This window comes from Rhizobium ruizarguesonis, from assembly GCF_012349115.1.
In the GTDB taxonomy this organism is placed as follows: domain Bacteria; phylum Pseudomonadota; class Alphaproteobacteria; order Rhizobiales; family Rhizobiaceae; genus Rhizobium; species Rhizobium ruizarguesonis.
In genome coordinates this window covers 47215-70962 of the sequence record NZ_PQIG01000077.1, presented here as the reverse complement: position 1 = coordinate 70962, position 23748 = coordinate 47215, and the positions used below count along the sequence as shown (strand labels likewise).

24 protein-coding genes and 1 pseudogene are annotated in these 23748 nt (G+C 61.5%); 17 read left to right on the top strand and 8 right to left on the bottom strand.

Annotated features, from left to right (window positions below; translation table 11 throughout):
- Positions 1 to 112: 112 nt before the first annotated feature.
- The 14 genes from eno (at position 113) to C3Y91_RS15940 (ending at position 12126) form a co-directional block, all read left to right on the top strand.
- Positions 113 to 1387, top strand: coding sequence for a phosphopyruvate hydratase (gene eno, locus C3Y91_RS16005; RefSeq protein ID WP_003559096.1), 1275 nt, complete (start codon positions 113 to 115; stop codon positions 1385 to 1387).
- Positions 1388 to 1524: 137 nt separating this feature from the next.
- Positions 1525 to 1845: an FtsB family cell division protein gene (locus C3Y91_RS16000; RefSeq protein ID WP_018073475.1), complete on the top strand. Its 321-nt coding sequence runs from the start codon at positions 1525 to 1527 to the stop codon at positions 1843 to 1845.
- A 145-nt stretch (positions 1846 to 1990) separates the two neighbouring features.
- Positions 1991 to 3037: a pyruvate dehydrogenase (acetyl-transferring) E1 component subunit alpha gene (gene pdhA, locus C3Y91_RS15995; RefSeq protein WP_062943634.1), complete on the top strand. Its 1047-nt coding sequence runs from the start codon at positions 1991 to 1993 to the stop codon at positions 3035 to 3037.
- 15 nt (positions 3038 to 3052) lie between these two features.
- Entirely contained in the window at positions 3053 to 4444 is a 1392-nt protein-coding gene (locus C3Y91_RS15990; protein WP_130664531.1) for a pyruvate dehydrogenase complex E1 component subunit beta, read from the top strand.
- Positions 4445 to 4459: 15 nt separating this feature from the next.
- Positions 4460 to 5809, top strand: a complete 1350-nt coding sequence (locus C3Y91_RS15985; protein WP_168575568.1) for a pyruvate dehydrogenase complex dihydrolipoamide acetyltransferase — start codon at positions 4460 to 4462, stop codon at positions 5807 to 5809.
- A gap of 19 nt (positions 5810 to 5828) precedes the next feature.
- Positions 5829 to 6470 (top strand): SGNH/GDSL hydrolase family protein, encoded by a 642-nt coding sequence (locus tag C3Y91_RS15980; RefSeq protein WP_012757330.1) that lies wholly within the window; start codon positions 5829 to 5831, stop codon positions 6468 to 6470.
- A gap of 2 nt (positions 6471 to 6472) precedes the next feature.
- Positions 6473 to 7054, top strand: a complete 582-nt coding sequence (locus C3Y91_RS15975) for a GNAT family N-acetyltransferase (RefSeq protein WP_168575567.1) — start codon at positions 6473 to 6475, stop codon at positions 7052 to 7054.
- A 16-nt stretch (positions 7055 to 7070) separates the two neighbouring features.
- Positions 7071 to 8537, top strand: coding sequence for a dihydrolipoyl dehydrogenase (gene lpdA, locus C3Y91_RS15970; protein ID WP_168575566.1), 1467 nt, complete (start codon positions 7071 to 7073; stop codon positions 8535 to 8537).
- A 78-nt stretch (positions 8538 to 8615) separates the two neighbouring features.
- On the top strand, positions 8616 to 8870 hold the full coding sequence (locus C3Y91_RS15965; RefSeq protein WP_003539329.1) for a GlsB/YeaQ/YmgE family stress response membrane protein: 255 nt from the start codon (positions 8616 to 8618) through the stop codon (positions 8868 to 8870).
- A 25-nt stretch (positions 8871 to 8895) separates the two neighbouring features.
- The gene (locus C3Y91_RS15960; RefSeq protein ID WP_012757333.1) at positions 8896 to 9144 is read left to right on the top strand and encodes a GlsB/YeaQ/YmgE family stress response membrane protein; all 249 of its coding nucleotides are present in this window, start codon (positions 8896 to 8898) and stop codon (positions 9142 to 9144) included.
- Between the two features lie 143 nt (positions 9145 to 9287).
- Entirely contained in the window at positions 9288 to 10259 is a 972-nt protein-coding gene (gene lipA / locus C3Y91_RS15955; RefSeq protein WP_164597972.1) for a lipoyl synthase, read from the top strand.
- A gap of 228 nt (positions 10260 to 10487) precedes the next feature.
- Positions 10488 to 11027 carry a P-loop NTPase family protein gene (locus tag C3Y91_RS15950; protein WP_168575565.1) on the top strand — a complete coding sequence of 180 codons (540 nt, stop codon included), beginning with the start codon at positions 10488 to 10490 and terminating at the stop codon, positions 11025 to 11027.
- A 40-nt stretch (positions 11028 to 11067) separates the two neighbouring features.
- Positions 11068 to 11664, top strand: a complete 597-nt coding sequence (locus C3Y91_RS15945; RefSeq protein WP_164597969.1) for a P-loop NTPase family protein — start codon at positions 11068 to 11070, stop codon at positions 11662 to 11664.
- 9 nt (positions 11665 to 11673) lie between these two features.
- Positions 11674 to 12126: a type II toxin-antitoxin system RatA family toxin gene (locus tag C3Y91_RS15940; protein ID WP_018484720.1), complete on the top strand. Its 453-nt coding sequence runs from the start codon at positions 11674 to 11676 to the stop codon at positions 12124 to 12126.
- A 14-nt stretch (positions 12127 to 12140) separates the two neighbouring features.
- Here C3Y91_RS15940 and C3Y91_RS15935 read toward each other — a convergent pair whose 3' ends face one another.
- Together C3Y91_RS15935 and C3Y91_RS15930 are read right to left on the bottom strand one after the other, a co-directional pair.
- Entirely contained in the window at positions 12141 to 12644 is a 504-nt protein-coding gene (locus C3Y91_RS15935; protein ID WP_174827043.1) for a CinA family protein, read from the bottom strand.
- Positions 12641 to 13858 (bottom strand): bifunctional 2-C-methyl-D-erythritol 4-phosphate cytidylyltransferase/2-C-methyl-D-erythritol 2,4-cyclodiphosphate synthase, encoded by a 1218-nt coding sequence (locus tag C3Y91_RS15930; protein ID WP_130691683.1) that lies wholly within the window; start codon positions 13856 to 13858, stop codon positions 12641 to 12643. Before C3Y91_RS15930 ends, C3Y91_RS15935 begins: the two co-directional genes overlap by 4 nt.
- 145 nt (positions 13859 to 14003) lie before the next feature.
- On the opposite strand from C3Y91_RS15930, the gene dusB reads away from it, so the two are divergent.
- Genes dusB through ntrC form a run of 3 tightly spaced genes read left to right on the top strand, consistent with a single transcriptional unit; the run spans position 14004 to position 17619 of the window.
- Positions 14004 to 15020 carry a tRNA dihydrouridine synthase DusB gene (gene dusB / locus C3Y91_RS15925; protein WP_018073486.1) on the top strand — a complete coding sequence of 339 codons (1017 nt, stop codon included), beginning with the start codon at positions 14004 to 14006 and terminating at the stop codon, positions 15018 to 15020.
- Entirely contained in the window at positions 15017 to 16171 is a 1155-nt protein-coding gene (locus tag C3Y91_RS15920; RefSeq protein WP_168575564.1) for a two-component system sensor histidine kinase NtrB, read from the top strand. The genes dusB and C3Y91_RS15920 overlap by 4 nt, the downstream gene beginning before the upstream one ends.
- The gene (gene ntrC / locus C3Y91_RS15915) at positions 16168 to 17619 is read left to right on the top strand and encodes a nitrogen regulation protein NR(I) (RefSeq protein ID WP_017964172.1); all 1452 of its coding nucleotides are present in this window, start codon (positions 16168 to 16170) and stop codon (positions 17617 to 17619) included. Before C3Y91_RS15920 ends, ntrC begins: the two co-directional genes overlap by 4 nt.
- 139 nt (positions 17620 to 17758) lie before the next feature.
- Here the strand turns inward: ntrC and C3Y91_RS15910 are convergent, their stop codons facing one another.
- The 6 genes and pseudogenes from C3Y91_RS15910 to C3Y91_RS15885 all read right to left on the bottom strand — a co-directional run bounded on the left by C3Y91_RS15910 (position 17759) and on the right by C3Y91_RS15885 (position 23738).
- Positions 17759 to 18547 (bottom strand): hypothetical protein, encoded by a 789-nt coding sequence (locus C3Y91_RS15910; protein WP_130763479.1) that lies wholly within the window; start codon positions 18545 to 18547, stop codon positions 17759 to 17761.
- A 164-nt stretch (positions 18548 to 18711) separates the two neighbouring features.
- Positions 18712 to 19901 (bottom strand): annotated as a pseudogene (locus C3Y91_RS15905) (alpha/beta hydrolase).
- A 168-nt stretch (positions 19902 to 20069) separates the two neighbouring features.
- Positions 20070 to 20282: a hypothetical protein gene (locus C3Y91_RS15900; RefSeq protein ID WP_024320719.1), complete on the bottom strand. Its 213-nt coding sequence runs from the start codon at positions 20280 to 20282 to the stop codon at positions 20070 to 20072.
- Complete coding sequence (locus C3Y91_RS15895; RefSeq protein ID WP_130655322.1) at positions 20279 to 21088, bottom strand: DUF2092 domain-containing protein; 810 nt, start codon at positions 21086 to 21088, stop codon at positions 20279 to 20281. The genes C3Y91_RS15900 and C3Y91_RS15895 overlap by 4 nt, the downstream gene beginning before the upstream one ends.
- Positions 21089 to 21246: 158 nt before the next feature.
- Positions 21247 to 23085, bottom strand: a complete 1839-nt coding sequence (locus C3Y91_RS15890; protein ID WP_130686366.1) for an adenylate cyclase — start codon at positions 23083 to 23085, stop codon at positions 21247 to 21249.
- A 263-nt stretch (positions 23086 to 23348) separates the two neighbouring features.
- Entirely contained in the window at positions 23349 to 23738 is a 390-nt protein-coding gene (locus tag C3Y91_RS15885; RefSeq protein ID WP_024320722.1) for a hypothetical protein, read from the bottom strand.
- Positions 23739 to 23748: the final 10 nt, after the last annotated feature.

Sequence of the window (23748 nt, the reverse complement as noted above, 5' to 3'; positions counted from 1 at the left end):
AGGCGAGATCCGAACACGGTTCGAAGGCTGGAAATTGCAGCATTGTAATTTGCACGCCTTCGACTAAGACAGTTTTCGAACCGACTTATCACCCACCGAGCAGGAAGAACCCATGACTGCAATCACCGATATCATCGCCCGCGAGATTCTCGATAGCCGTGGCAACCCCACCGTCGAAGTCGATGTCTATCTCGAAGATGGCAGCATGGGCCGCGCGGCCGTTCCCTCGGGCGCCTCGACGGGCGCGCATGAGGCGGTCGAACTGCGCGACGGCGGCAAGCGCTACCTCGGCAAGGGCGTCCAAAAGGCGGTCGACGCCGCCAACACCGAGATCTTCGACGCGATCGGCGGCATTGACGCCGAAAACCAGATCCAGATCGACAACATCATGATCGAGCTGGACGGCACGCCGAACAAGTCGCGCCTCGGCGCCAACGCCATCCTCGGCGTCTCGCTCGCCGTTGCCAAGGCTGCCGCCCAGGCTTCCGGCCTGCCGCTCTACCGTTATGTCGGCGGCGCTTCCGCCAGCCTGCTGCCGGTGCCGATGATGAACATCATCAACGGCGGCGCCCACGCCGACAACCCGATCGATTTCCAGGAGTTCATGATCCTGCCGGTCGGCGCCGATACGATCGCCGAAGCCGTGCGCATGGGTTCGGAAGTCTTCCATACGCTGCGCAAGGAACTTGCCGCACAGGGCCACAACACCAATGTCGGCGACGAAGGCGGTTTCGCACCGGGCCTGAAGAGCGCGCCGGAAGCTCTCGACTTCATCATGAAGTCGGTCGAGAAAGCCGGCTACAAGCCGGGCGAGGACATCTACCTCGGCCTCGATTGCGCCTCGACGGAATTCTTCAAGGACGGCAAATACGTTCTCGAAGGGGAAGGCCGCACGCTGGAATCGGGCGCCATGGCCGAATATCTGGCCGAACTCGCCGCCAAGTATCCGATCATCTCGATCGAGGACGGCATGGCCGAAGACGATTGGGACGGCTGGAAGACGCTGACCGACCTGGCCGGCAAGAAGACCCAGCTCGTCGGCGACGATCTCTTCGTCACCAACTCCGCCCGTCTTCGCGACGGCATCCGCATGGGTGTTGCCAACTCGATCCTCGTCAAGGTCAACCAGATCGGCTCGCTGACGGAAACGCTCGATGCCGTCAACACGGCGCACAAGGCGGCCTATACTGCCGTCATGTCCCACCGCTCCGGCGAGACCGAAGATTCGACCATCGCCGATCTCGCGGTCGCCACCAACTGCGGCCAGATCAAGACCGGCTCGCTGTCGCGCTCCGACCGTCTTGCCAAGTACAACCAGCTGATCCGCATCGAGGAAGGCCTCGGCCCGCAGGCCCAGTATGCCGGCCGCTCGATCATTCGCGGCTGATCGGATCTGATTTCCAATGGCTTGACCCGCGCCTTCCCGGCGCGGGTTTTTTATTGCGCGGTTTTTAGAGTCAACGAACGGTTAATCTCTGCGCGCTAGATTGAACCAATTGGTAATGCGTTCAAGAGCATGCGTGTATGTGGACAAAGCATCATAAGAAGAGAAAGATCGGCCGCTTCGTCATTCCGGCCATGACGGTCGCCTTCCTCTCCTATTTCGGTTATCATTGCATCCATGGCGATTACGGCCTGCGCGCGACGGAGGCGTTCGAGCATCAGCGTGTCGCGCGCGACAAAGAGCTTGCGATCTTGAAGGCGAAGCGCGAACATCTGGAAAATCAGGTCGCGCTCCTGAGTGACGGCTCGCTCGACAAGGATATGCTGGACGAAAAAGCGCGCTATCAGCTCAATATGTCGCGCGCGGACGAGATCGTCGTATTCAATCACTATTCCAATTAACTTGAAATTGGTTAATTGCTATTTCTGTATATTTATCAATAATTTAGTGCCGAATACGAGCCATGCAATTATGGCATTGCTGTGGTCATATTTCTTCCCTATGGTACGCGCCACCAAGAAACGACAAACCCATAGGGAGGGTTGAATGGCGCCGCGAAAGACCGCGACCGTTTCCAGCCGCAAAACTGCAGCAAAACCGGCAGCCAAAGCATCGAATGGCGGCCCGGTAGCCGACTTCGATCGCAATGAAGAGCTGAAGGCCTATCGCGAGATGCTGTTGATCCGCCGCTTCGAGGAGAAGGCCGGTCAGCTTTACGGCATGGGCTTCATCGGCGGCTTTTGTCACCTCTACATCGGTCAGGAAGCTGTCGTCGTCGGCATGCAGATGGCGCAGAAGGATGGCGACCAGGTCATCACCGCCTATCGCGACCACGGCCATATGCTGGCAACCGGCATGGAAGCGCGCGGCGTCATGGCGGAACTGACCGGGCGTCGCAGCGGCTATTCCCACGGCAAGGGCGGCTCGATGCACATGTTCTCGAAAGAGAAGCATTTCTACGGCGGTCACGGCATCGTCGGCGCCCAGGTCTCGCTCGGAACGGGTCTTGCCTTCGCAAACCGCTACCGCGGCAACGACAATGTCTCCATCGCCTATTTCGGCGACGGCGCTGCCAACCAGGGCCAGGTCTACGAGAGCTTCAACATGGCTGCTCTCTGGAAGCTGCCGATCGTCTATATCGTCGAGAACAACCGTTACGCCATGGGCACCTCGACCGCCCGCGCCACCGCGCAGTCGAATTACTCGCTGCGTGGATCCGGCTTCGGCATCCCCGGCATTCAGGTCGATGGCATGGACGTCCGCGCCGTCAAGGCGGCGGCCGACGAGGCGCTCGAACATTGCCGTTCCGGCAAGGGTCCGATCATTCTCGAAATGCTGACCTATCGTTATCGCGGTCACTCCATGTCCGACCCGGCGAAGTATCGCTCCAAGGACGAGGTGCAGAAGATGCGCTCCGAGCACGACCCGATCGAACAGGTGAAGGCACGCCTCGTCGAAAAGGGCTGGGCTTCCGAAGACGATCTGAAGGCGATCGACAAGGATGTCCGCGACATCGTCGCCGACAGCGCCGACTTCGCCCAGGCCGATCCGGAGCCGGATGTATCCGAGCTCTATACCGACATTCTGCTCTAATCGGGGAGGGAACCCATGCCTATCGATATCCTCATGCCCGCCCTCTCTCCGACCATGGAAGAAGGCACACTGTCCAAATGGCTGAAGCAGGAAGGTGACAAGGTCACCTCAGGCGACGTGATCGCCGAAATCGAAACCGACAAGGCGACGATGGAAGTCGAAGCCGTCGACGAAGGCGTCATCGGCAAGCTTCTGGTTCCTGCCGGAACCGAAGGCGTCAAGGTGAACGCCAAGATCGCCGTTCTCCTGCAGGACGGTGAATCCGCATCCGACATGTCTGCGTCCGCTCCGGCAGCAGCGCCGGCTGCTGCACCGCAGGCCGCGCAGGAGGAAAAACCGGCTGCCGCAACTCCGGCATCCGCAGCCGTTCCGGCCGAGCCGAAAGCCCAGGTGCAGAACGACCCCGAAATCCCGGCCGGCACCGAAATGGTGTCGACGACCGTGCGCGAAGCGCTTCGTGACGCCATGGCCGAGGAAATGCGCGCCGACGAAAACGTCTTCGTCATGGGCGAGGAAGTCGCCGAATATCAGGGCGCCTACAAGGTCACGCAGGGGCTGCTGCAGGAATTCGGCCCCCGCCGCGTCGTCGATACGCCGATCACCGAGCATGGCTTTGCCGGCGTCGGCGTCGGTGCCGCCATGGCCGGCCTTCGGCCGATCGTCGAATTCATGACCTTCAACTTCGCCATGCAGGCAATCGACCAGATCATCAACTCCGCTGCCAAGACGCTTTATATGTCAGGCGGCCAGATGGGCGCTCCGATCGTCTTCCGCGGCCCGAATGGTGCAGCGGCCCGTGTCGGCGCCCAGCACAGCCAGGATTATGCAGCCTGGTACAGCGCCATTCCCGGCCTGAAGGTCGTCATGCCCTACACGGCATCCGATGCCAAGGGCCTGCTGAAGGCTGCGATCCGCGATCCGAACCCGGTCATCTTCCTCGAAAACGAAATTCTCTACGGCCAGCATTTCGATGTGCCGAAGCTCGACAATTTCGTCCTGCCGATCGGCAAGGCGCGCATCCATCGTCCGGGCAAGGACGTCACCGTGGTCTCCTTCGGCATCGGCATGACCTATGCGATCAAGGCTGTCGCCGAACTCGAAAAGCTCGGCATCGATGTCGAACTGATCGACCTTCGCACTATCCGCCCGATGGACCTGCCGACCGTGATTGAATCGGTGAAGAAGACCGGCCGTCTGGTGACCGTCGAGGAAGGTTATCCGCAATCATCAGTCGGCACCGAGATCGCCACCCGCGTCATGCAGCAGGCCTTCGATTATCTCGATGCGCCGATCCTGACGATCGCAGGCAAGGACGTTCCGATGCCTTACGCCGCCAATCTCGAAAAGCTCGCCCTTCCGAACGTCGGCGAAGTGGTCGATGCGGTGAAGGCTGTTTGCTACAAATAAGGGGAGGGTGTTTCGATGCCAATCAATATCACGATGCCCGCCCTCTCTCCGACCATGGAGGAAGGCAATCTTTCCAAATGGCTGGTCAAGGAAGGCGACAAGGTCAAGTCCGGCGATGTGATCGCCGAGATCGAAACCGACAAGGCGACGATGGAAGTCGAAGCCGTCGATGAAGGCACTGTCGCCAAGCTCGTCGTTGCCGCCGGCACCGAAGGCGTCAAGGTCAATGCGCTGATAGCGGTTCTCGCCGCCGATGGCGAGGATGTCTCCGCTGCCGCAAGCAGTGCGGGTTCCGCCGCTCCAGCACCGAAGGCTGACGGTGCAGCCGCGCCGAAGGCCCAGGCTGCACCGGCTCCGGCCCAGTCTACTCCGGCTGCGGCACCTGTAACCACCGCCGCAGCCGCCTCGGTTTCATCTGATGGCAACCGCACCTTCTCTTCGCCGCTCGCTCGCAGGCTGGCCAAGGAAGCCGGTATCGACCTTTCGGCAGTTGCAGGCTCCGGCCCGCACGGCCGCGTCGTCAAGAGCGACATCGAAGCCGCCGTTGCCGGCGGTGGCGCCAAGGCTGCTGCTGCGCCCGTATCTGCGGCCGCCGCGCCGGCTCCGGCCGCCGCTGCACCGAAGGGCGCGTCCGAAGAAGCCGTGCTTAAGCTCTTCGAACCTGGTTCCTACGAGCTCGTGCCGCATGACGGCATGCGCAAGACGATCGCCAGGCGCCTGGTCGAATCCAAGCAGACGATCCCGCATTTCTACGTCAGCGTCGATTGCGAACTCGATGCGCTGCTGGCGCTGCGCGCCCAGCTGAACGATGCGGCTCCGCGCAAGGACAACGCTCCGGCCTACAAGCTCTCGGTCAACGACATGGTCATCAAGGCCATGGCGCTGGCGCTGCGCGACGTTCCGGATGCCAATGTCTCCTGGACCGACAGCAACATGGTCAAGCACAAGCACGCCGATGTCGGCGTTGCTGTCTCGATCCCCGGCGGCCTGATCACGCCGATCATCCGCAAGGCCGAGGAAAAGACCCTGTCGACGATCTCCAACGAGATGCGCGATCTCGGCAAGCGGGCCAAGGATCGCAAGCTGAAGCCTGAGGAATATCAGGGCGGCACCAGCTCGGTCTCCAACATGGGCATGATGGGCGTGAAGAACTTCGCAGCCGTCGTCAACCCGCCGCATGCGACGATCCTCGCGGTCGGTGCCGGCGAACAGCGGGTTGTCGTCAAGAAGGGCGAAATGGCAATCGCCACCGTGATGTCAGTCACGCTCTCGACCGACCATCGCTGCGTCGACGGCGCGCTCGGCGCCGAGCTGCTCCAGGCCTTCAAGGGCTACATCGAGAACCCGATGGGCATGCTTGTCTGATAGCGGCGCGGAGGCGGAAATGACCAAGACCGTTCTTTGCTATGGCGACTCGCTGACCTGGGGTTATGACGCCGAGACGATCGGCCGTCATGACTACAAGAATCGCTGGCCGAGCGTGCTTCAAGCCGCGCTCGGCAGTGAGGCGCGCGTCATCGCCGAAGGCCTGAACGGTCGCACCACCGCTTTCGACGACCACCTCGCCGATTGCGACCGCAACGGTGCGCGCATCCTGCCGACGATCCTGCAGACGCATGCGCCGCTCGACCTCGTTGTCCTTCTGCTCGGCACCAACGACATGAAGCCGGTTGTGGCGGGTTCGGCCTTTGCCGCATGCCAGGGCATCAGCCGGCTCGTGCGGCTGATCCGCAATCACGCCTGGCCCTTCGAATTCGATGGGCCGGAGATTCTGATCGTGGCGCCGCCGGCGATCCGCGCGACGGGCAATGTGCCCTTCGCCGCGTCGTTTCCCGGCGGCATCGAGGAATCGGCAAAGCTTGCAACGCTTTATCGTGATCTTGCCGACGAACTCGGTTGTGGCTTCTTCGACGGCAATTCCGTCGCCAAGACCACACCGATCGATGGCATTCACCTCGATGCGGAGAATACGCGTGCGCTCGGCCGCGGGCTGGAATCGATCGTGCGGATGATGCTGGGGATCTGACCATGACCTCCTTCATCGCCCTCCGGCAGGCCTCACGGCGGGATGCCTCGGAGCTGGCGATTCTGGCGGATATCGCGTCGCGCGGTTTTGCCACCTGGCTCTGGTTTGCCGATGTGGAAAACGGCGTCAGCGACACGCCGCTGGAGCGGGGCCGGCTGAAGATGAGCGAGGACGAAGCTGTCGGCAGCTGGCGGAATGCCGTCATTGCCGAGGCCTATGGCGAGGTCGCGGGTGTGGCGATCGGCCATGCGCTGGATGAGGGGATAGGCGATATCGAAGCGACGATTCCGGCGACCGCACCGATGCTCGCCTTGCAGAAAACGGTTGTGGGAAGCTGGTTCATCGGCAGTCTCGGCGTCTATCGCCATCTGCGCGGCATCGGCATCGGACGCAGGCTGCTGGACGATCAGATCGAAAGGGCGGATCGGCGGCCCGTCAGCCTGATCACCGCAAGCGACAACGAAGCGGCTTTGTCGCTTTATGGAAAAAACGGATTCCTGGAGGCTGCGCGCGCCGAGGCCGTGCCGCTCTTCGAAAACAGCAAGAGACACGCGTGGGTGCTCATGACCCGCAGCGCAGCGTAACAAAGGCAGGAAACACATGGCTGAATCCTACGACGTCATCATCATCGGCTCGGGTCCCGGCGGCTATGTCGCCGCCATCCGTGCGAGCCAGCTTGGCCTCAAGACCGCGATTGTCGAGCGCGAGCATATGGGCGGCATCTGCCTGAACTGGGGCTGCATCCCGACCAAGGCGCTGCTGCGCTCGGCCGAGGTGCTCGACCATGCCAATCACTTCAAGGATTACGGCCTCGTTCTCGAAGGCACGGTCAAGCCGGATGCCAATGCCGTCGTCGGCCGCTCGCGCGCCGTCTCCGCTCGTCTGAATGCCGGCGTCGGCTTCCTGATGAAGAAGAACAAGATCGACATCATCTGGGGCGAAGCGAAGATCACCAAGGCTTCGACCGGGACCCAGGCGGGCGAGATCGTCGTCGGCAAGTCGTCGAAGCCGGTCGTCGAGCCGCAGCATCCGCTGCCGAAGAACGTCAAGAGCGGCGAGGGCACCTATACCGCCAAGCACATTATCATCGCCACCGGCGCCCGTCCGCGCGCGCTGCCCGGCATCGAGCCGGATGGCAAGCTGATCTGGACCTATTTCGAGGCGCTGAAACCGGATGTGCTGCCGAAGTCGCTGATCGTCATGGGCTCGGGCGCGATCGGCATCGAATTCGCCAGCTTCTATCGCTCGATGGGCGTCGACGTGACGGTCGTCGAAGTCATGCCGACCATCATGCCGGTCGAGGATGCCGAGATAACGGCGATCGCCCGCAAGCAGCTTGAAAAGCGCGGCCTCAAGATCTTCACCAGCGCCAAGGTCTCGAAGGTCGAGAAGGGCGCCGGCAGCGTCACCGCCCATGTCGAGACGGCAGATGGCAAGGTGCAGCAGATCACCGCGGACCGGCTGATCTCGGCCGTCGGCGTTCAGGGCAATATCGAAAACCTCGGTCTCGAGGCGCTCGGCGTCAAGACAGACCGCGGCTGCGTCGTCATCGATGGCTACGGCAAGACCAATGTCGCCGGCATCTATGCGATCGGCGATGTCGCCGGCCCACCGATGCTGGCGCACAAGGCAGAACATGAGGGCGTCGTCTGCGTTGAAAAGATCGCCGGCCTCCCGAACGTTCATCCCACAGACAAGGGCAAGGTGCCGGGCTGCACCTATTGCAATCCGCAGGTCGCCTCCGTCGGCATCACAGAAGCCAAAGCCAAGGAGCAGGGCCGCGACATCCGCGTCGGCCGCTTCTCCTTCGCAGCGAACGGCAAGGCGATCGCGCTCGGCGAAGACCAGGGCATGGTGAAGGTGATCTTCGACAAGAAGACCGGCGAGCTGCTTGGCGCCCACATGGTCGGCGCCGAAGTCACCGAGCTCATCCAGGGCTTCGTCGTCGCGATGAATCTCGAGACGACCGAGGAAGAACTGATGCACACGATCTTCCCACATCCGACCGTGTCCGAAACGATGAAGGAAGCGGTTCTCGATGCTTATGGCCGTGTCCTGAACGCTTGATAATTTCCCCCGCCGCCCTTTATGTCGGGGTGGCAAAGCCATCCCCACCAGGGGTGGAAAAAACGAAAGGAAATCATCATGTCTATGGAGACGCAGGCGTTGCTGGTATTTTTGCTGATCGGCCTGGTTGCAGGCTTCCTCGCAAGCCTGGTCGTCGGTGGCGGCGGGCTGATAAGATGCCTGCTGAGCGGCATCATCGGCGCCTTCGTCGGCGGCTATCTGTTCAGTGCACTCGGCATTTCGCTGGGCATTGAAAATGCGCTGGTCGTGCAGATCATCCACGCGACGGTCGGCGCCATCATCGTGGTTCTGATCGCAAGGGCGGTCGCTTGAGGCGTAACTGAGGGTAGGGGAAGACATGGAAAGCGTCGGCTGGATTTCGGCAATCATCATCGGCGGGCTTGCGGGCTGGCTCGCCGGCAAGCTGATGGAAGCGCGATACGGGATTTTCCTGAATATCGTGCTCGGCATTGTCGGCTCGGTCGTCGCAAGCGCCGTCCTTGCACAGTTCCACGTTGAGGTGGTCGGCGGACGGCTCGGTTACTTCGTGACGGGTTTCCTCGGCGCCTGCTTGTTGATATTCCTTGCGCGGCTGGTGCGGCGCTAATGCATGTCGCCCAAAAGTGCGCAGCGGTTTTGGGATAACGACTTGCATAAAACAAAGACTTAAAGAGCGTCGCATGACTCCGGTTTGACGCGATGCTCTTTAGATGATTTGCCGCATAGGGGCGGTAGAAAGCTGAAACTGCAATGGTGACGATCCTCGATACGATCAATCCCGACGCCAAGCGCGTGCGGCATCCGGAGAAGGCGCATCGGCCGGACACGGAAGTCATGCGCAAGCCGGACTGGATTCGCGTCAAGGCGCCGACCTCCAAGGGTTATGCCGAGACGCGCGCGATCGTGAAGGAGCACAAGCTCGTCACCGTCTGCGAGGAGGCCGGCTGCCCGAATATCGGCGAGTGCTGGGACAAGAAGCACGCGACGTTCATGATCATGGGCGAGATCTGTACCCGCGCCTGCGCTTTCTGCAACGTCGCCACCGGCAAGCCGAATGCGCTCGATATGGCTGAGCCCGAGAACGTCGCCAAGGCGGTCAAGGAGATGGGCCTTAGCCACGTCGTCATCACCTCGGTTGACCGTGACGACCTGGAGGACGGCGGCGCCGAGCACTTCGAAAAGGTGATCTGGGCAATCCGTGCCGCTTCGCCCATGACGACGATCGAGATCCTGACGCCTGACTTCCTGAAGAAACCAGGTGCGCTGGAACGCGTCGTCGCCGCCAAGCCGGACGTCTTCAACCATAATATGGAAACGGTGCCCGGCAACTATCTGACGGTTCGCCCTGGCGCCCGCTACTTCCATTCCGTCCGCCTGCTGCAGCGGGTGAAGGAACTCGATCCCACCATGTTCACCAAATCGGGCATCATGGTCGGTCTCGGCGAAGAGCGAAACGAAGTCCTTCAGCTGATGGACGATCTACGCACAGCCGATGTCGACTTCCTGACGATCGGCCAGTATCTGCAGCCGACCCGCAAGCACCACAAGGTCGAAAGCTTCGTCACCCCCGACGAGTTCATGTCCTACGAGACGGTCGCCTACAGCAAGGGCTTCCTGATGGTCGCCTCCAGCCCGCTGACCCGCTCCTCCCACCATGCCGGTGACGACTTTGCCCGGCTGCGAGCTGCGCGCGAGAAGAAGCTGTTGATGGCTGCCGAGTAAGAGCCGGCCTTGCTTTTTGTGTCGACCGCGGCGATTTTCGCCGCGGTTCAGTTTGTTGACAAACCTCGATCTTGACTCGACGTCATCCTCGGCCTTGTGCCGAGGATCGGCTGCGCCGGTTGCAGATGCTCGGGACAAGCCCGAGCATGACGAAAGAGGAATGGCCGATTTTATCAGCGGTCTGAGCCGCGGGGATTTTCGCAGCGGCTTTTCATGGGAGTTGCGGCCATGCCCGTCGACGGAGCAATTCTCCGGCATGCCAAACGCATTCTGGTGATTGGCTGTCCCGGTGGTGGAAAGAGCGTGCTCGGACGGGCGCTGTCGACCTCGCTCGATCTTCCCTATATCCCGATGGATCGCGATTTCTATTGGCTTCCCGGCTGGAGGAAGCGGGATCGCAGCGACATCGATCGGCTGATATCGGAGGTCGTGGCGGAAGAGCGCTGGATCATGGATGGAACCGGCCTCAGCTCCTTCCATCTTCGCCTGCCGCGCGCCGACGCCGTCATTTGGCTTCGGCTGCCCAGATATGCATGCCTGTACGGCGCCACCTCGAGAGCGTTCCGTTATTTTGGGCGCAACCGCCCAGAACTGCCTGCCGGCTGCCCCGAACGCCTTTCGCTGGACGCGCTTGCCTATATCTGGAATTTCGAGCGCGATGCCGCACCTCTGATCGAAGCAGCGCTTCAGGATCACGGGCTTGCAAGTTCTACCGTCATCATAAGATCGCGCAAGGCGGCTAACCGGTTCGCCGCTCTTAGCGCTTGAGTCGCGCCGGCGAAACGCACGTCTGGCTCGAGGGAGTTGCATGATGGATCAGAGAGTAGACTTGCCGCCGCGTCAGCAGATCACCGATCTCGAACAGGCGGCAGAGTATATCCGGACAGCCCGCCGCATCCTCGTCATGGGCTGCTCGGGCGGCGGTAAATCGACGCTGTCGCTGAAGATCGCCAAGCGCTTTGGGCTTTCCTACATTTCGCTTGATCGCGACGTATTCTGGCTTCCCGGCTGGGTGGTGCGCGCGAGGGCCGAGCAGAGAAATATCATCGCCAGCCGGATCGTCGAAGAACGTTGGATCATGGACGGCACGAACCCGTCTTCCCTGGACATTCGGCTGCCGCGCACCGATTTCGTCGTCTGGGTCCGCATGCCACGGCTTCTCTGTATCTGGGGCGCAATCAGCCGGTCGGCGAAATGGATCGGCCGAACTCGTCCCGAAATGGCGCCGGGCTGTATCGAGAAGATCGATTTGGAATTCCTCCGCTTCATCTGGACCTTCGAGGAGAAATTTGCGCCGCGCTTGGTTGCCGGTATCGCCGAGCACGGCCCTGACGTGCCGGTTCTTCAGCTAAAATCCCGTCATCAGGTGCGCGAGCTTCTTGATCTTCTCGGCCGGCCCGCTTAATTGCCGACTATGCCGCAATTCGAAACGCACCGTCCCGTCCCGCATTCGCCCCAGCAGATGTTCGACCTCGTCGCCGATGTCGAGCGCTATCCGGAATTCCTGCCGCTTTGCGAAGCGCTCGCCATCAGGAGCCGCAAGGAGCGCGACGGCAAGATCCTGCTCGTCGCCGACATGACGGTCGGCTATAAGGCGATCCGCGAGACCTTCACAACACAGGTGCTGCTGAACCGGGCCGAGCACGTCATCGAGGTCAAATATATCGATGGCCCGTTCAAATATCTCGACAATCGCTGGCACTTTGCCGAGACGCCATCCGGCGGCTGCACCGTCGATTTCTTCATCGATTACGAATTCAAGAGCCGCATCCTGGGCGCGTTGATGGGCTCGATGTTCGATCGCGCCTTCCGCATGTTCACCGAAGCCTTCGAGACGCGCGCAAACAGGATCTACACGCCGGCCTGATGAGCGAACCCGCGTCAGGCCGCATAGAGCGAGCGCACCATCTCCAGCGCCGTCCTGATCGTCGCCAGCCGGACCTCGCTGCGGCCGATATCGCCATAGAACATCTTTCGATGGATGATCGCGCCGGCGCGCGATTTGGCGGCGAGATGCACGAGGCCGACCGGTTTTTCCGCCGATCCGCCGCCAGGACCGGCAATGCCGGTGACGGCAACGGCGATCTCGGCGCGTGAGCGGAAGAGGGCGCCATGCACCATCTGCCGCGCCGTTTCCTCGGAGACCGCCCCGAAGCGCAGCAGCGTTTCCGCCTGCACGCCGAGCATCTCGATCTTTGCGCTATTCGTATAGGTGACGAAGCCTCGGTCGACGACAGCGGACGAACCCGAAATCTCCGTCAGCGCCCCGGCGATCAGCCCGCCGGTGCAGGATTCGGCGGTCGAGATCATCAGCCCTGCAGCCGTGAAGTCACGGATGATCGTCTCCGCCGTCGAAACGATATCCTGAGGAAAAAGGCTCATCATTTCCTCCCGCGATAGACGACGGTCGCCGTGGCGATCGCCGCGATGCCTTCGCGCCGGCCAACGAAGCCGATCGTCTCGTTGGTCGTCGCCTTGACAGAACAACGCTCGATATCGATGCCGAGATAATCCGCCAGTTTTGTCCGCATGGCTTGGCGATGCGGGCCGACCTTCGGCGCCTCGGCGATCAGCGAGACGTCGGCATTCATGATCGTGCCGCCGCGCTCGCGCACGATCCGGGCGGCATGTTCGATGAAGATCCGCGAAGGCGCCCCCTTCCATTGCGGGTCGGATGGTGGGAAATGATCGCCGATATCGCCGGCGCCGCAGGTGGCGAGCAGCGCGTCGGTCAGCGCATGCAGCGCAACGTCGGCATCCGAGTGTCCTTTCAGCTTCTGGTCATGTGGAATGAACACGCCGCAGAGTGTCACACCATCGCCGGCTACGAGTTGGTGCACGTCGTAGCCGTTGCCGGTGCGCACGTCTGGAAGCAGCGACGTCGACAGCTTGTCGTCGGCCATGGCGATATCGTTCTTGACTGTCAGCTTGACGTTGTCGGCCGTGCCCTCGACGATCGTCACCGGAATGCCCAGCCATTCGGCGATCGAGGCGTCGTCGGTGAAATCACTTCGTCCGCTCGCCGCCGCCTTCTCATGCGCCTCGAGGATCGTTTCGAAGGCGAAGGATTGCGGCGTCTGCGCGGCGTAGAGATGCTCGCGTGAAACCGTCGCCAGCACGGTGCCGGCGCTGTCGGCGCGTTTCAGCGTATCGGTGACCGGGATCGCCGGCAGAACCGCCTGCGCGCCGGCGTCAAGGCTCTCGGCAATGCGATCAAGAAGATCATGATCGAAGAACGGCCGCACGGCATCGTGGATCAGCACATGGCTGATTTGCTTGTCCTTGAGGTATCTGAGGCCCGCAAGCACGGATTGTTGCCGGCTGGCGCCGCCATGCACCGTTTCGATCGGCGTTGCCGAGATGATGTGGCGGAAGGCTCTCGCAAACAGCGCCTCGTCATCGGGATGAATGACGACAACGATCTCAGTTGCCGCTTCCCATGTCATGAAGTTTTCAAGCGTATGCACGATAACCGGCTTGCCGCCGATCATGCGATACTGCTTGGGCCCCTCCTTGGAGGATCCTGCGCGCTCGCCGCGGCCGGCGGCAACGATGACAATTCCAGCCGATATCGGTTGCTTAGAAGGCATTTGCAGCATAAATCCCCTAAAATATGCGGAATTGACCGGAGTGCTCTAACGTCTTGCTTGGGCCTTTTCCAGCATCTGCCCGAAAAATATCAATTCCGATCCCAGCCCCCTTGGCAAGGCCGGGAATAATGGCTAAAAATAATGCAGTTCTATTGTGTGCCCGAAAGATAATCATTTGATTTCCAAGGACCTCGCAGCGCCTTTCCGAATCGGACCCGTGTCCGTGCGGAACCGCGTTGTGCTGGCGCCGATGTCCGGCGTCACCGATATGCCCTTCCGCGAGTTGGCGTGGCGCTTCGGTGCCGGCCTCGTCGTCACCGAAATGGTGGCGAGCCGCGAACTGGTCAACGACACGGCCGAATCCTGGTCGCGGCTCAGCGCTGCGGGCTTCCGGCCGCATATGGTGCAGCTTGCCGGCCGCGAGGCGCACTGGATGGCCGAGGCGGCCAAGATCGCCGCCGATCATGGCGCCGATATCATCGACATCAACATGGGCTGCCCGGCAAAGAAGGTAATCGGCGGTTACTCCGGCTCGGCGCTGATGCGCGATCCCGATCACGCGCTCGGCCTCATTGAGGCGACGGTCAAGGCTGTCGACATTCCGGTGACGCTGAAGATGCGCCTCGGCTGGGACGAGAATTCGATGAATGCGCCTGACATCGCGCGCCGCGCCGAAGCCGCCGGCATCCAGCTTGTGACCATTCATGGGCGCACCCGTATGCAATTCTATGAAGGCCGCGCCGATTGGGACGCGATCCGTGCCGTCCGCGAGGTGATCTCCATTCCGCTGATCGCCAATGGCGATGTCGAAACTGCAGGCGACGCACAGGAAATATTGCGCCGCTCCGGCGCCGATGCCGTCATGATCGGCAGGGGCTGCCAGGGCAGGCCGTGGCATGCCGGCGTCATATCAGGTACGCCCGCACCGCAATCCCTGGAGATCGCCGATATCGCCGTCGAGCACTATCGGATGATGCTGGATTTCTATGGCGAAGCGGTGGCGATCCGCCATGCCCGCAAGCACCTTGGCTGGTATCTCCAGCGTTTTTCTCCTGATCTCGCCGGTGGCGAAAAGGCTGCGATCATGACCTCGCGCGATCCGCACGAGGTGGCCGCGCGCCTTTACGATGCGCTTGCGGCCAGTGTTGTCGACAGCCGGGAGGCGGCATGATGAAGGATATGACATCTCCGTCCGATCACGGCGGCGGGACCGTCGCCATGGCCGTGCTGAACGCCATCCAGAACCCCGTCATCATGGTCGACGAATCCGGCTTCGTCGTTTTCGCCAATTGGGAGGCGGAGGCCTTCTTCGGCGCCAGCGCCTCGCATCTGGCGCGTTACCGCATCTCGACCTTCATTCCTTTCGGCAGCCCGCTGCTCGCCCTGATCGACCAGGTGCGCGAGCGCAAGGCGCCGGTCAACGAATATCGCGTCGACCTGAGTTCACCCCGCCTCGGCCAGGATAAGCTCGTCGATCTCTACGTCGCCCCGGTGCTCAGCGAGCCCGGCGCCGTCGTCATCGTCTTTCAGGAACGCTCGATGGCCGACAAAATCGACCGGCAGCTGACGCATCGCGCCGCTGCCCGCTCGGTGACCGGCCTTGCCTCGATGCTGGCGCATGAGATCAAGAACCCGCTCTCCGGCATACGCGGCGCCGCCCAGCTGCTCGAGCAGTCTGCGATCGACGACGATCGGGCGCTGACCCGGCTGATTTGCGACGAGACCGATCGCATCGTCTCGCTGGTCGACCGCATGGAAGTCTTTTCCGACGAACGCCCTGTCGACCGCATGCCGGTCAATATCCATTCCGTGCTCGACCATGTGAAGGCCGTCGCCAAGGCAGGTTTTGCCCGCAACATCCGCGTCACCGAGAGTTACGACCCGTCGCTGCCGGCCGTTTATGCCAATCGCGACCAACTCGTCCAGGTCTTCCTCAATTTGGTGAAGAACGCCGCCGAAGCGGTCGGCGATCGGCCGGACGGCGAGATCATGCTGACGACCGCCTATCGCCCGGGCATCCGTCTTTCGGTCGCCGGCACGCGCGAGAAGATCTCGCTGCCGCTGGAATTCTGCGTCCACGACAACGGTCCCGGCGTTCCCGCCGATCTGGTGCCACATCTCTTCGATCCCTTCATCACCACCAAGCCGAATGGCAGCGGCCTCGGCCTGGCGCTGGTCGCCAAGATCATCGGCGATCACGGCGGCATCATCGAATGCGACAGCCAGAACAACCGCACGACATTCCGCGTTCTCATGCCGGCGTCCAAGGACGCCTCGCTTGAAGACGCTTCTATCGCAAGCTCGACAGGACCTTCTCGATGACAGCCACGATCCTCGTTGCAGATGATGATGCGGCCATCCGGACCGTGCTCAACCAGGCTTTGAGCCGCGCCGGCTATGACGTTCGCATCACCTCCAACGCCGCTACCCTCTGGCGCTGGATTTCCGCGGGCGAGGGCGATCTGGTCGTCACCGATGTGGTGATGCCCGACGAAAACGCCTTCGACCTGCTGCCGCGCATCAAGAAGGCGCGTCCCGACCTGCCGGTCCTCGTCATGAGCGCGCAGAACACCTTCATGACCGCCATCAAGGCCTCGGAGAAGGGCGCCTACGACTATCTGCCGAAGCCCTTCGACCTCACCGAGCTGATCGGCATCATCGGCCGGGCGCTGGCCGAGCCGAAGCGCAAGCCCGCCAAGCTTGAAGACGACATGCAGGACGGCATGCCGCTCGTCGGCCGGTCGGCGGCGATGCAGGAAATCTACCGCGTGCTCGCCCGCCTGATGCAGACGGACCTGACGCTGATGATCACCGGCGAATCCGGCACCGGCAAGGAACTCGTCGCCCGCGCACTGCACGACTACGGCAAGCGCCGCAACGGCCCGTTTGTTGCGATCAACATGGCGGCTATCCCGCGCGACCTGATCGAATCGGAACTCTTCGGCCATGAGAAGGGCGCCTTCACCGGCGCGCAGACGCGCTCGACCGGCCGCTTCGAGCAAGCCGAAGGCGGCACCCTCTTCCTCGACGAGATCGGCGACATGCCGATGGACGCCCAGACACGGCTGCTGCGCGTCCTGCAGCAGGGCGAATACACCACCGTCGGCGGCCGCACGCCGATCCGCACCGACGTGCGCATCGTTGCCGCCACCAACAAGGACCTGAAGCAGGCGATCAACCAGGGCCTCTTCCGCGAGGACCTCTATTACCGCCTCAATGTCGTGCCGCTGCGTCTGCCGCCGCTGCGCGATCGCGCCGAGGACATTCCCGATCTGGTGCGCCATTTCATCCAGCAGGCCGAAAAGGAAGGGCTTGGCTCCAAGCGCTTCGATCAGGAAGCGCTGGAACTGATGAAGGCCTATGCCTGGCCGGGCAATGTCCGCGAACTGGAAAATCTCATCCGCCGTCTGATGGCGCTCTATCCGCAGGATGTCATCACCCGCGAGATCATCGACGCCGAACTTCGTTCCGACGTGCCCGACAGCCCGATCGACAAGGGGCCGATCCGCAGCGGCTCGATGACGATCGCCCAGGCGGTCGAGGAGAACATGCGCAGCTACTTCGCAGGCTTCGGGGACAATCTGCCGCCGCCCGGCCTCTATGACCGCGTGCTGACGGAAATGGAATATCCGCTGATCCTCGCCGCCCTGACGGCGACGCGCGGCAACCAGATCAAGGCCGCCGATCTTCTCGGTCTCAACCGCAACACTCTGCGCAAGAAGATCAGGGAACTTGGCGTCTCGGTCTACAGGAGTTCCCGCACCGCCTGAGTGTGTTCGCGCTCGCATGCGGCCGACATGCGGCCTGATGACAGAACTAGCGCCGCGGCAGGCTGCATGAGCCGAGAAGTCGCGGGCTTCATCGACGACTTCATCGTTCAAACCCAGTCTGCTGTTCCAGACGTCGTTCTCAGAAGTGGATAACGACGCCGAGGATCGGACCCTGCTGGACGACGTCGAAGACAAAGCCGTCATTGTCGTAGTCGACGCCGAGTGCGCGGTATCCCGCAACGGCCGAGATCGTGTCGGTGAATTTGTAGCCGACCGCGAGCGCCACATCCCAGTCGAGATCCGCGCCGCCGGCGCCGACGAGACCCCATCCTGTCAGATAGATCTCCGGCGTGAAGAAGTAATTGCCTCGGACGCCCACCAGACCGTCGACCCAGGTCGCGCTGTCATCTTGCTCGATGCCACCGAGGACCCCGCCATTGAAGGAGATGTTGGTGTCGACCGACCACACCCGGATGCCGCCGACGACATCGAGGTGTCCCGACTGGTCCTCCAGCACCGAATAGCCGACCCCGAGAAGTCCGGCGAAAGTCTTTGAGGTGACGTCGACGCTGTCGGTGAGAATGCCATGGGGCGTATTCCCGTCTGCGCCAAGCTTGGTGTAGATGATGTCGCCGAAGATGCTGTAGCGATCGTAACGCGCTTCACCTGCGGCCATGAAGGCGAAATCGAGGTTCTCCAGGATGTCGCCGAAATCGGAGTCGATATGAACCTCCGGCAATCCGAACTGTGCAATGTCGCCGGAAATCCCTGCCATCCAGAAATAGGGCGCGACGGTGAACGTCCAGCCGCTCGGGCTCTCGACCACCTTTGCATCGGGTGTTAGCGGCGTCGGATCGGCTGCCCAGCCGGGCGAGGTGGCTACGAGACCCGCGCAAAGGACCGCCGCGCGAAGAATAAAAGCCGTCATGAAACTCCCCCTGCTTTGTCGGTCTCCATCGTGGTCGCCGACGAATCGAAACATATCATCGATCTCCGCTCAACTTTGGCGCAACACCCGCCTGCGGATAAGTATGTTACAGTAACATCTGTCCGTCTGCGGTATTGCCCGCGCTTGTCCCGCCGACGTCGGGGCTAAGGTCTGCAGCTCGGGGTTGGCCGTACCTCGTCGCAGTTTTTCAACGATGCTGGCCGCGTTTTGGCAGTGCCCATCAGGCCGCTGACCTGGCCGGCGTAGTTGTCCCGCGTGTCCTGATCGACCGCAGCGACGGGAGCGGCAAGGATCAGACCAGCTACCTTCCCGGCTGCCGACGCCGTTCCGGTTGTCGCCACCAGAATCTGGTCGCCAAGTCCGACCCTGCTGTCGGTGAGCGTCTGCCCCTCCGAGATGCGTGATCCGATGAGCTGAACGATCTGCGGCGATTCCGCGAATTTGCCATGGTTCATCGGGTCGCCAGATTTGATCTTGGTGAGATCGATCACCACGATCTTGTTGGCCTCGAATTCCGCCTTGTAGGGCGCCTGTTCGGGATCGATGGCTCCAAGTCGGGACACGTCACCCCAGACCCGACGCGAGAACGCCAATGCACGGTCATCACGGGATACGAACAAGGTGAACTGCGGACGCTGTTTGCCCATGTCGCCGATCTGCTGGCGGAACACGTCGACATCGACGTCGGGAGCTGCGAGCATGACATTCTTGAACTTCGCGGGCAGTCGGCCGTTACGAATGGCCATCTGGCGCAGCGATTCCAACGCCAGCCAATTCCCCATGGAATGAGCGAGGATGGACACCTCCTTCACTTCCGGATCCTTCGCGAGATACTGGAAGAGGGTCTCCAGAGCATTTCGCGTATAGTTCGTGCTCTCCCGATCATAGCCGTAGGCGAGAAGGCTGCCACGCGACGGCCAGGTCACAGCACGGGAGCGCTGTGCACACCCGAGTCCTCAACGATCTGGGCGAAGCGGTAGACGGAGTCCTCGAACCGGTTGTTGAAACCATGGATGAATACCAGGACACTGTGGTCGGGGCTTTTGCGGACGCTCGCGCTCAGCCAGCGTTTGGCCTCGTCAATATTGAGATCGTCGGCCTTCACGGTCGCGAAATCTGTCGCCGGATTGGAGGGAAGCCTCTTTGGCCAGGCGACCTCTCCCTCCTTGCGGACCGTGTTTCGGTGGGATGGACACGGTGATATCGGCGAATGCCGGGGCCGCGCCCGTTCTCCGTTGAACATCTCTCCTGGCACCGCAGACCTGCTGCGTGTCGTCGCGATCAGCAAGTTGACCTTGGTCGACTTCGCAGACGTGTCTGCAACAGGCGTCATCACATCCTTCGGATGACCGCCGCACCCAGGCAGAACGACGATCAATGCGCACAGCAGAAGCCACTGAACATACTCGGCTACTATCGACACTATTCCCCCGTTGTTTTTGCTTCCCAGCGATTTCCCTCATGCTGGGCGCTTGTCGAATGCGTTCGCCGGGCCTGTTTTCTAGCAATTATAGACGCCGACGGCGCAACGCCGGACCGAGCGGCGCGCAACTCCAGCGACACTCACGGGTGTCAGCGGGCGGCCGACCCTGGCCTCTGCTGACGTGAAGACGCCATCCAGTCCCGGAATCGAAAGCCCGTTTCCAAGTTCGAGGCCGGACACGCCGATCGCCGCAGCGAGCAGCAGGAATTTCAGTTTTCTCACGGCGGTCATTTGGTGCCTCCCATGGCAAAGTGATCAGGAAGCTCGTCGATATCGGCAAGCTTCGTCAGGTCGACTTTCTTGGCGTTCGTGGTGTTTTTGAAACCGAAATCGTTGGCAACGACATCGGTGCCTGTCTTCCAGTCACTGATCTGGACGCTGTATTGTGGGCCTTGATCCACCTGACTTGCGGTGATGACATATCGACAGGGATACGGATGTTCGCCCTGAGCGATCCATATCTGCCAGTCGAGTTCCTTGGTGCGGAATGCAAGGTGGTCGCATTCGACGCCGCCGATCACACCGCTGCCGAGGTCCTTGACGTCGACCACGTCGCGCATCAGCTCGGCATAGGCATCCGGGAGCAGAAGATCGGCACCCGGAACGGGTCTGTGGAGCTTGTCCCGCAATTCGTCGATCAGGTGATCTACGGTGCCTGGAACTTCTACCTGGGCATAGAGGTTGGCATTCTTGCCGAGCAGCGAGAGCGTCTTGCCGTCGAATGTGATCTCAACGTTGGCGAAACCGCCAAACCGGGTCACCCGGAGTTTATCCGGCCGGCCCATTTCGATCTTGCCGGAACTTGCCAGCAGAAGCTTCTGATGGTCGACGGTGACGACCTCCAGATTGGTGTCATACGAAAAGGAGATCGCCTTTTCTGCGGCCAGGTAGTCGGACATTGTTTTGACAAGCTTCTTGGTGTCTGCGTCGGCCGAGTTTGCAGCCGATCCGGATCCCAAGGTGATCATCAAGCCGAGTGCCGCGGAAGACACCGCCGCCACGGCAGGGTGTAAGGCTCGCTGGGGTGCATTGGTCATCGACGAATCCCTTCTAGATGGTTTGGTCGGACGACTGAGGTCGCTCCCTGTGTCTCGAGTATGAAAGAACGATTATCAGCGACCACAGCCTACACGGAGACGACGGCGTGCGCGTGTAACATCGGGTATGTTCTGTGCCAGTTGTCGTGACAGTAGCGCTACCGCGGCTGAAGGGCCTTGGAGCCGTCGATCGGCAGCGACATGGTCGCCTGCACCTCGTCCCTCACAAGCAGGCCGGCCGTTCGCAGATCGGCAATCATCCGCGCCCGGTCCTGTGGCTGGAAATTGCGCACCTTGAGTTCGGCCACGATGTTCGCAATGAAGTCGGGTCTCATTTCGTTGAACCGCGCGGCCTCGCTGCGGGCGTCCTCGATCATTCCGGCGTCGACGTAGATGACGGCAGCCACCGCATGGAATAGCGGGAACTTCTGCAGGTCCGCCTGCCTGATCTCGATGACCGCGGTCTTGTCGTCGTGCAGCATGTAGGCTGCGAGTGCGCGCGTTCCGCGATAGTAGCCGCCGCCGGCAGGGTTGAGAGCAATGGCGCGATCCAGCAGTGCTGCCCCGCGCTGCCACTCTCCGCTCATCGCCAGCCGGGTACCAAACTCTCCCAGCAATTCGGTGTCGTTCGGATTGGTCGCCAGTGCCCGTTCGCCGACCTGAAGTGCCTCCGAAACCCGCTGGCTGAAAAACAACACCGTCATCAGCGCCTGAAGGGCGCGGGTGTTGCCGGGATCCAGCTGAACGGCACGGCGGGCGGCCTGAAAGCTGCGATCTATTGGCTCGGACGAAATGGGCTTCCGATTGAATCTGAAACGATCCTCGTCGAGATAGAGGATGGACAACATCGCCCAGGCGGTCGCAAAGGATGGATAGCGGGCGACGGCACTTTCGAGGCAGTTTCGAACCTCTCCGTGTCGCTCGATGCTTAACTCGGCACGGTAAGCATAAAAGCTCAGCGTGCAGCCGTAGCTGCCAAGATCATCAGGCGGCGGATTGGAGACATCGGCCTGGGCCATGATGCCATAGGGCTGCGCCACGGCGGTCGCAACCTTGTTTGCGACGTCGGACTGGATGGTGAACAGGTCGCGGACGCCGATGTCGTCGTCGTAGGTCTGCGACCAGAGGATCTCATCAGTCTGCGTGTCGAGCAGACGTGCCGTCACACGCACTCGGCTTCCGGAGACGCGAACACCGCCTGCCAGCAGGAAGCGTGCGCCAAGTTCCCCGCGAATCCGCGATGTCTCCACCTCTGGCGGCAACGATTTGGACGTCTCGCGACCGAAGACCTTGATCTCCTTGAAGCGGGGAAGGGCAGTGAGGAGTTCCTCGGTCAGGCCCGTCGTGTAGAGTTCCGCCTGAGGACCATCACCGAGATTGGCAAATGGAGCGATCACCAATGTCGGTCCATCAGATCCCGTCATGTCGGCAGTCGCAAAGGGCCGGATCGAGCCAAATCGAATGGAGGTCAAGCCAGCCAGGGCTGCGGCGCCGCCCGCAATCACGATCAATCCAAGGACCACTGCCCATATATGTCGTCTTAAGCCGGGAAAAAGGGAATGGGCGCGCTCCGGCGGCAGACTTTGCTCTTCAGCATCGGGATTGTCATCACTCGGGCTAGTCCAGGCAAAGGTCGGCACGTAACCGCCTTTCGGAATGTCTATTCGGATCGGATCGTGTTGACCTGCTGTAAAATAATAGCGCTCGAGCACCCGCCTGAGCCTTCCGGCCTCGATCCGCACAACCGGATCATCCTGCGTGAAGCCGTTGGAGCGCTTGAAGACCTCAACGGCGATAGAGTAACCCTTGATCCGGTCTGCGCGGCCTGCAAGCGTCTCCTCCACGGCATAGGTAAGAAATGCAGCACTCCGACCGATATGCGGAAATTGCGGGCTGGTAATGATTCGATCAAGCTGGGCCCGAACATCATCATGGGTCGGGGGTGGGCGCGTCGAATCCGGCGCGATATCACGCCGTGATGGCAATGTATCCTGCACGACTTGCTCCTCACCCGCTCTTGAGGGACGTGACTACCGGAGATTTTATTAACTATCTCTTTTGTAACCTACCGCAGAAACCGATCCTCGTCCATCAAAGGCACTGCATCGAGCCCGTTTGACGACTTCGCAGATCGAGGGAAGGGGACTCCAGGCGCGTGAACCGCAGAAGCGGACATCGCGTCTTCACCGCCCCGTAGCAGCCCGCGACCCGAAACGGCCAAAGCCGTAAATGACCACCCAAGGAGCCACGACGACTCGGTCTAACGCGCCCGCCAGATAGCGAGCAAGCACCACAGGGAAGTCGCCGCGTGATAGAGGATCGCGGGCCATAACAGGATGCCGACCATCTCCAGAACGAGGGCGGAATAGGTCAAGACGGCCGTGGTTAGGAAATTGTAGAGCGCCACTCCGACGAGGAGGCCCAGGGTGCTTCGTCTGTCTTCGGCGTCACGCGCACCCCAGCTTGCTGCGGCAAGAGCGAGCAGCGCCGCACCGCAGATCCGCGCGATCAGCGGTGCCTCCGAAGCGACCGGCCTTGCCTCAAACAGCAGAACGAAGAGGATCGATGGCGCCACGACAAGCCCCAATCCCGTCGCACCTTCGGCGATTGCGAACAGGGTCAGAAGCGTGTGTCGGTGAGCTGTGTTCATGGCGCAGAAT

Bases quoted from the DNA above. Each gene is read 5' to 3' on its own strand.
- eno (WP_003559096.1), top strand. From the start codon at position 113: ATGACTGCAATCACCGATATCATCGCCCGCGAGATTCTCGATAGCCGT.
- C3Y91_RS16000 (WP_018073475.1), top strand. From the start codon at position 1,525: ATGTGGACAAAGCATCATAAGAAGAGAAAGATCGGCCGCTTCGTCATT.
- pdhA (WP_062943634.1), top strand. From the start codon at position 1,991: ATGGCGCCGCGAAAGACCGCGACCGTTTCCAGCCGCAAAACTGCAGCA.
- C3Y91_RS15990 (WP_130664531.1), top strand. From the start codon at position 3,053: ATGCCTATCGATATCCTCATGCCCGCCCTCTCTCCGACCATGGAAGAA.
- C3Y91_RS15985 (WP_168575568.1), top strand. From the start codon at position 4,460: ATGCCAATCAATATCACGATGCCCGCCCTCTCTCCGACCATGGAGGAA.
- C3Y91_RS15980 (WP_012757330.1), top strand. From the start codon at position 5,829: ATGACCAAGACCGTTCTTTGCTATGGCGACTCGCTGACCTGGGGTTAT.
- C3Y91_RS15975 (WP_168575567.1), top strand. From the start codon at position 6,473: ATGACCTCCTTCATCGCCCTCCGGCAGGCCTCACGGCGGGATGCCTCG.
- lpdA (WP_168575566.1), top strand. From the start codon at position 7,071: ATGGCTGAATCCTACGACGTCATCATCATCGGCTCGGGTCCCGGCGGC.
- C3Y91_RS15965 (WP_003539329.1), top strand. From the start codon at position 8,616: ATGTCTATGGAGACGCAGGCGTTGCTGGTATTTTTGCTGATCGGCCTG.
- C3Y91_RS15960 (WP_012757333.1), top strand. From the start codon at position 8,896: ATGGAAAGCGTCGGCTGGATTTCGGCAATCATCATCGGCGGGCTTGCG.
- lipA (WP_164597972.1), top strand. From the start codon at position 9,288: ATGGTGACGATCCTCGATACGATCAATCCCGACGCCAAGCGCGTGCGG.
- C3Y91_RS15950 (WP_168575565.1), top strand. From the start codon at position 10,488: ATGCCCGTCGACGGAGCAATTCTCCGGCATGCCAAACGCATTCTGGTG.
- C3Y91_RS15945 (WP_164597969.1), top strand. From the start codon at position 11,068: ATGATGGATCAGAGAGTAGACTTGCCGCCGCGTCAGCAGATCACCGAT.
- C3Y91_RS15940 (WP_018484720.1), top strand. From the start codon at position 11,674: ATGCCGCAATTCGAAACGCACCGTCCCGTCCCGCATTCGCCCCAGCAG.
- C3Y91_RS15935 (WP_174827043.1), bottom strand. From the start codon at position 12,644: ATGATGAGCCTTTTTCCTCAGGATATCGTTTCGACGGCGGAGACGATC.
- C3Y91_RS15930 (WP_130691683.1), bottom strand. From the start codon at position 13,858: ATGCTGCAAATGCCTTCTAAGCAACCGATATCGGCTGGAATTGTCATC.
- C3Y91_RS15920 (WP_168575564.1), top strand. From the start codon at position 15,017: ATGATGAAGGATATGACATCTCCGTCCGATCACGGCGGCGGGACCGTC.
- ntrC (WP_017964172.1), top strand. From the start codon at position 16,168: ATGACAGCCACGATCCTCGTTGCAGATGATGATGCGGCCATCCGGACC.
- C3Y91_RS15910 (WP_130763479.1), bottom strand. From the start codon at position 18,547: ATGACGGCTTTTATTCTTCGCGCGGCGGTCCTTTGCGCGGGTCTCGTA.
- C3Y91_RS15900 (WP_024320719.1), bottom strand. From the start codon at position 20,282: ATGACCGCCGTGAGAAAACTGAAATTCCTGCTGCTCGCTGCGGCGATC.
- C3Y91_RS15895 (WP_130655322.1), bottom strand. From the start codon at position 21,088: ATGACCAATGCACCCCAGCGAGCCTTACACCCTGCCGTGGCGGCGGTG.
- C3Y91_RS15885 (WP_024320722.1), bottom strand. From the start codon at position 23,738: ATGAACACAGCTCACCGACACACGCTTCTGACCCTGTTCGCAATCGCC.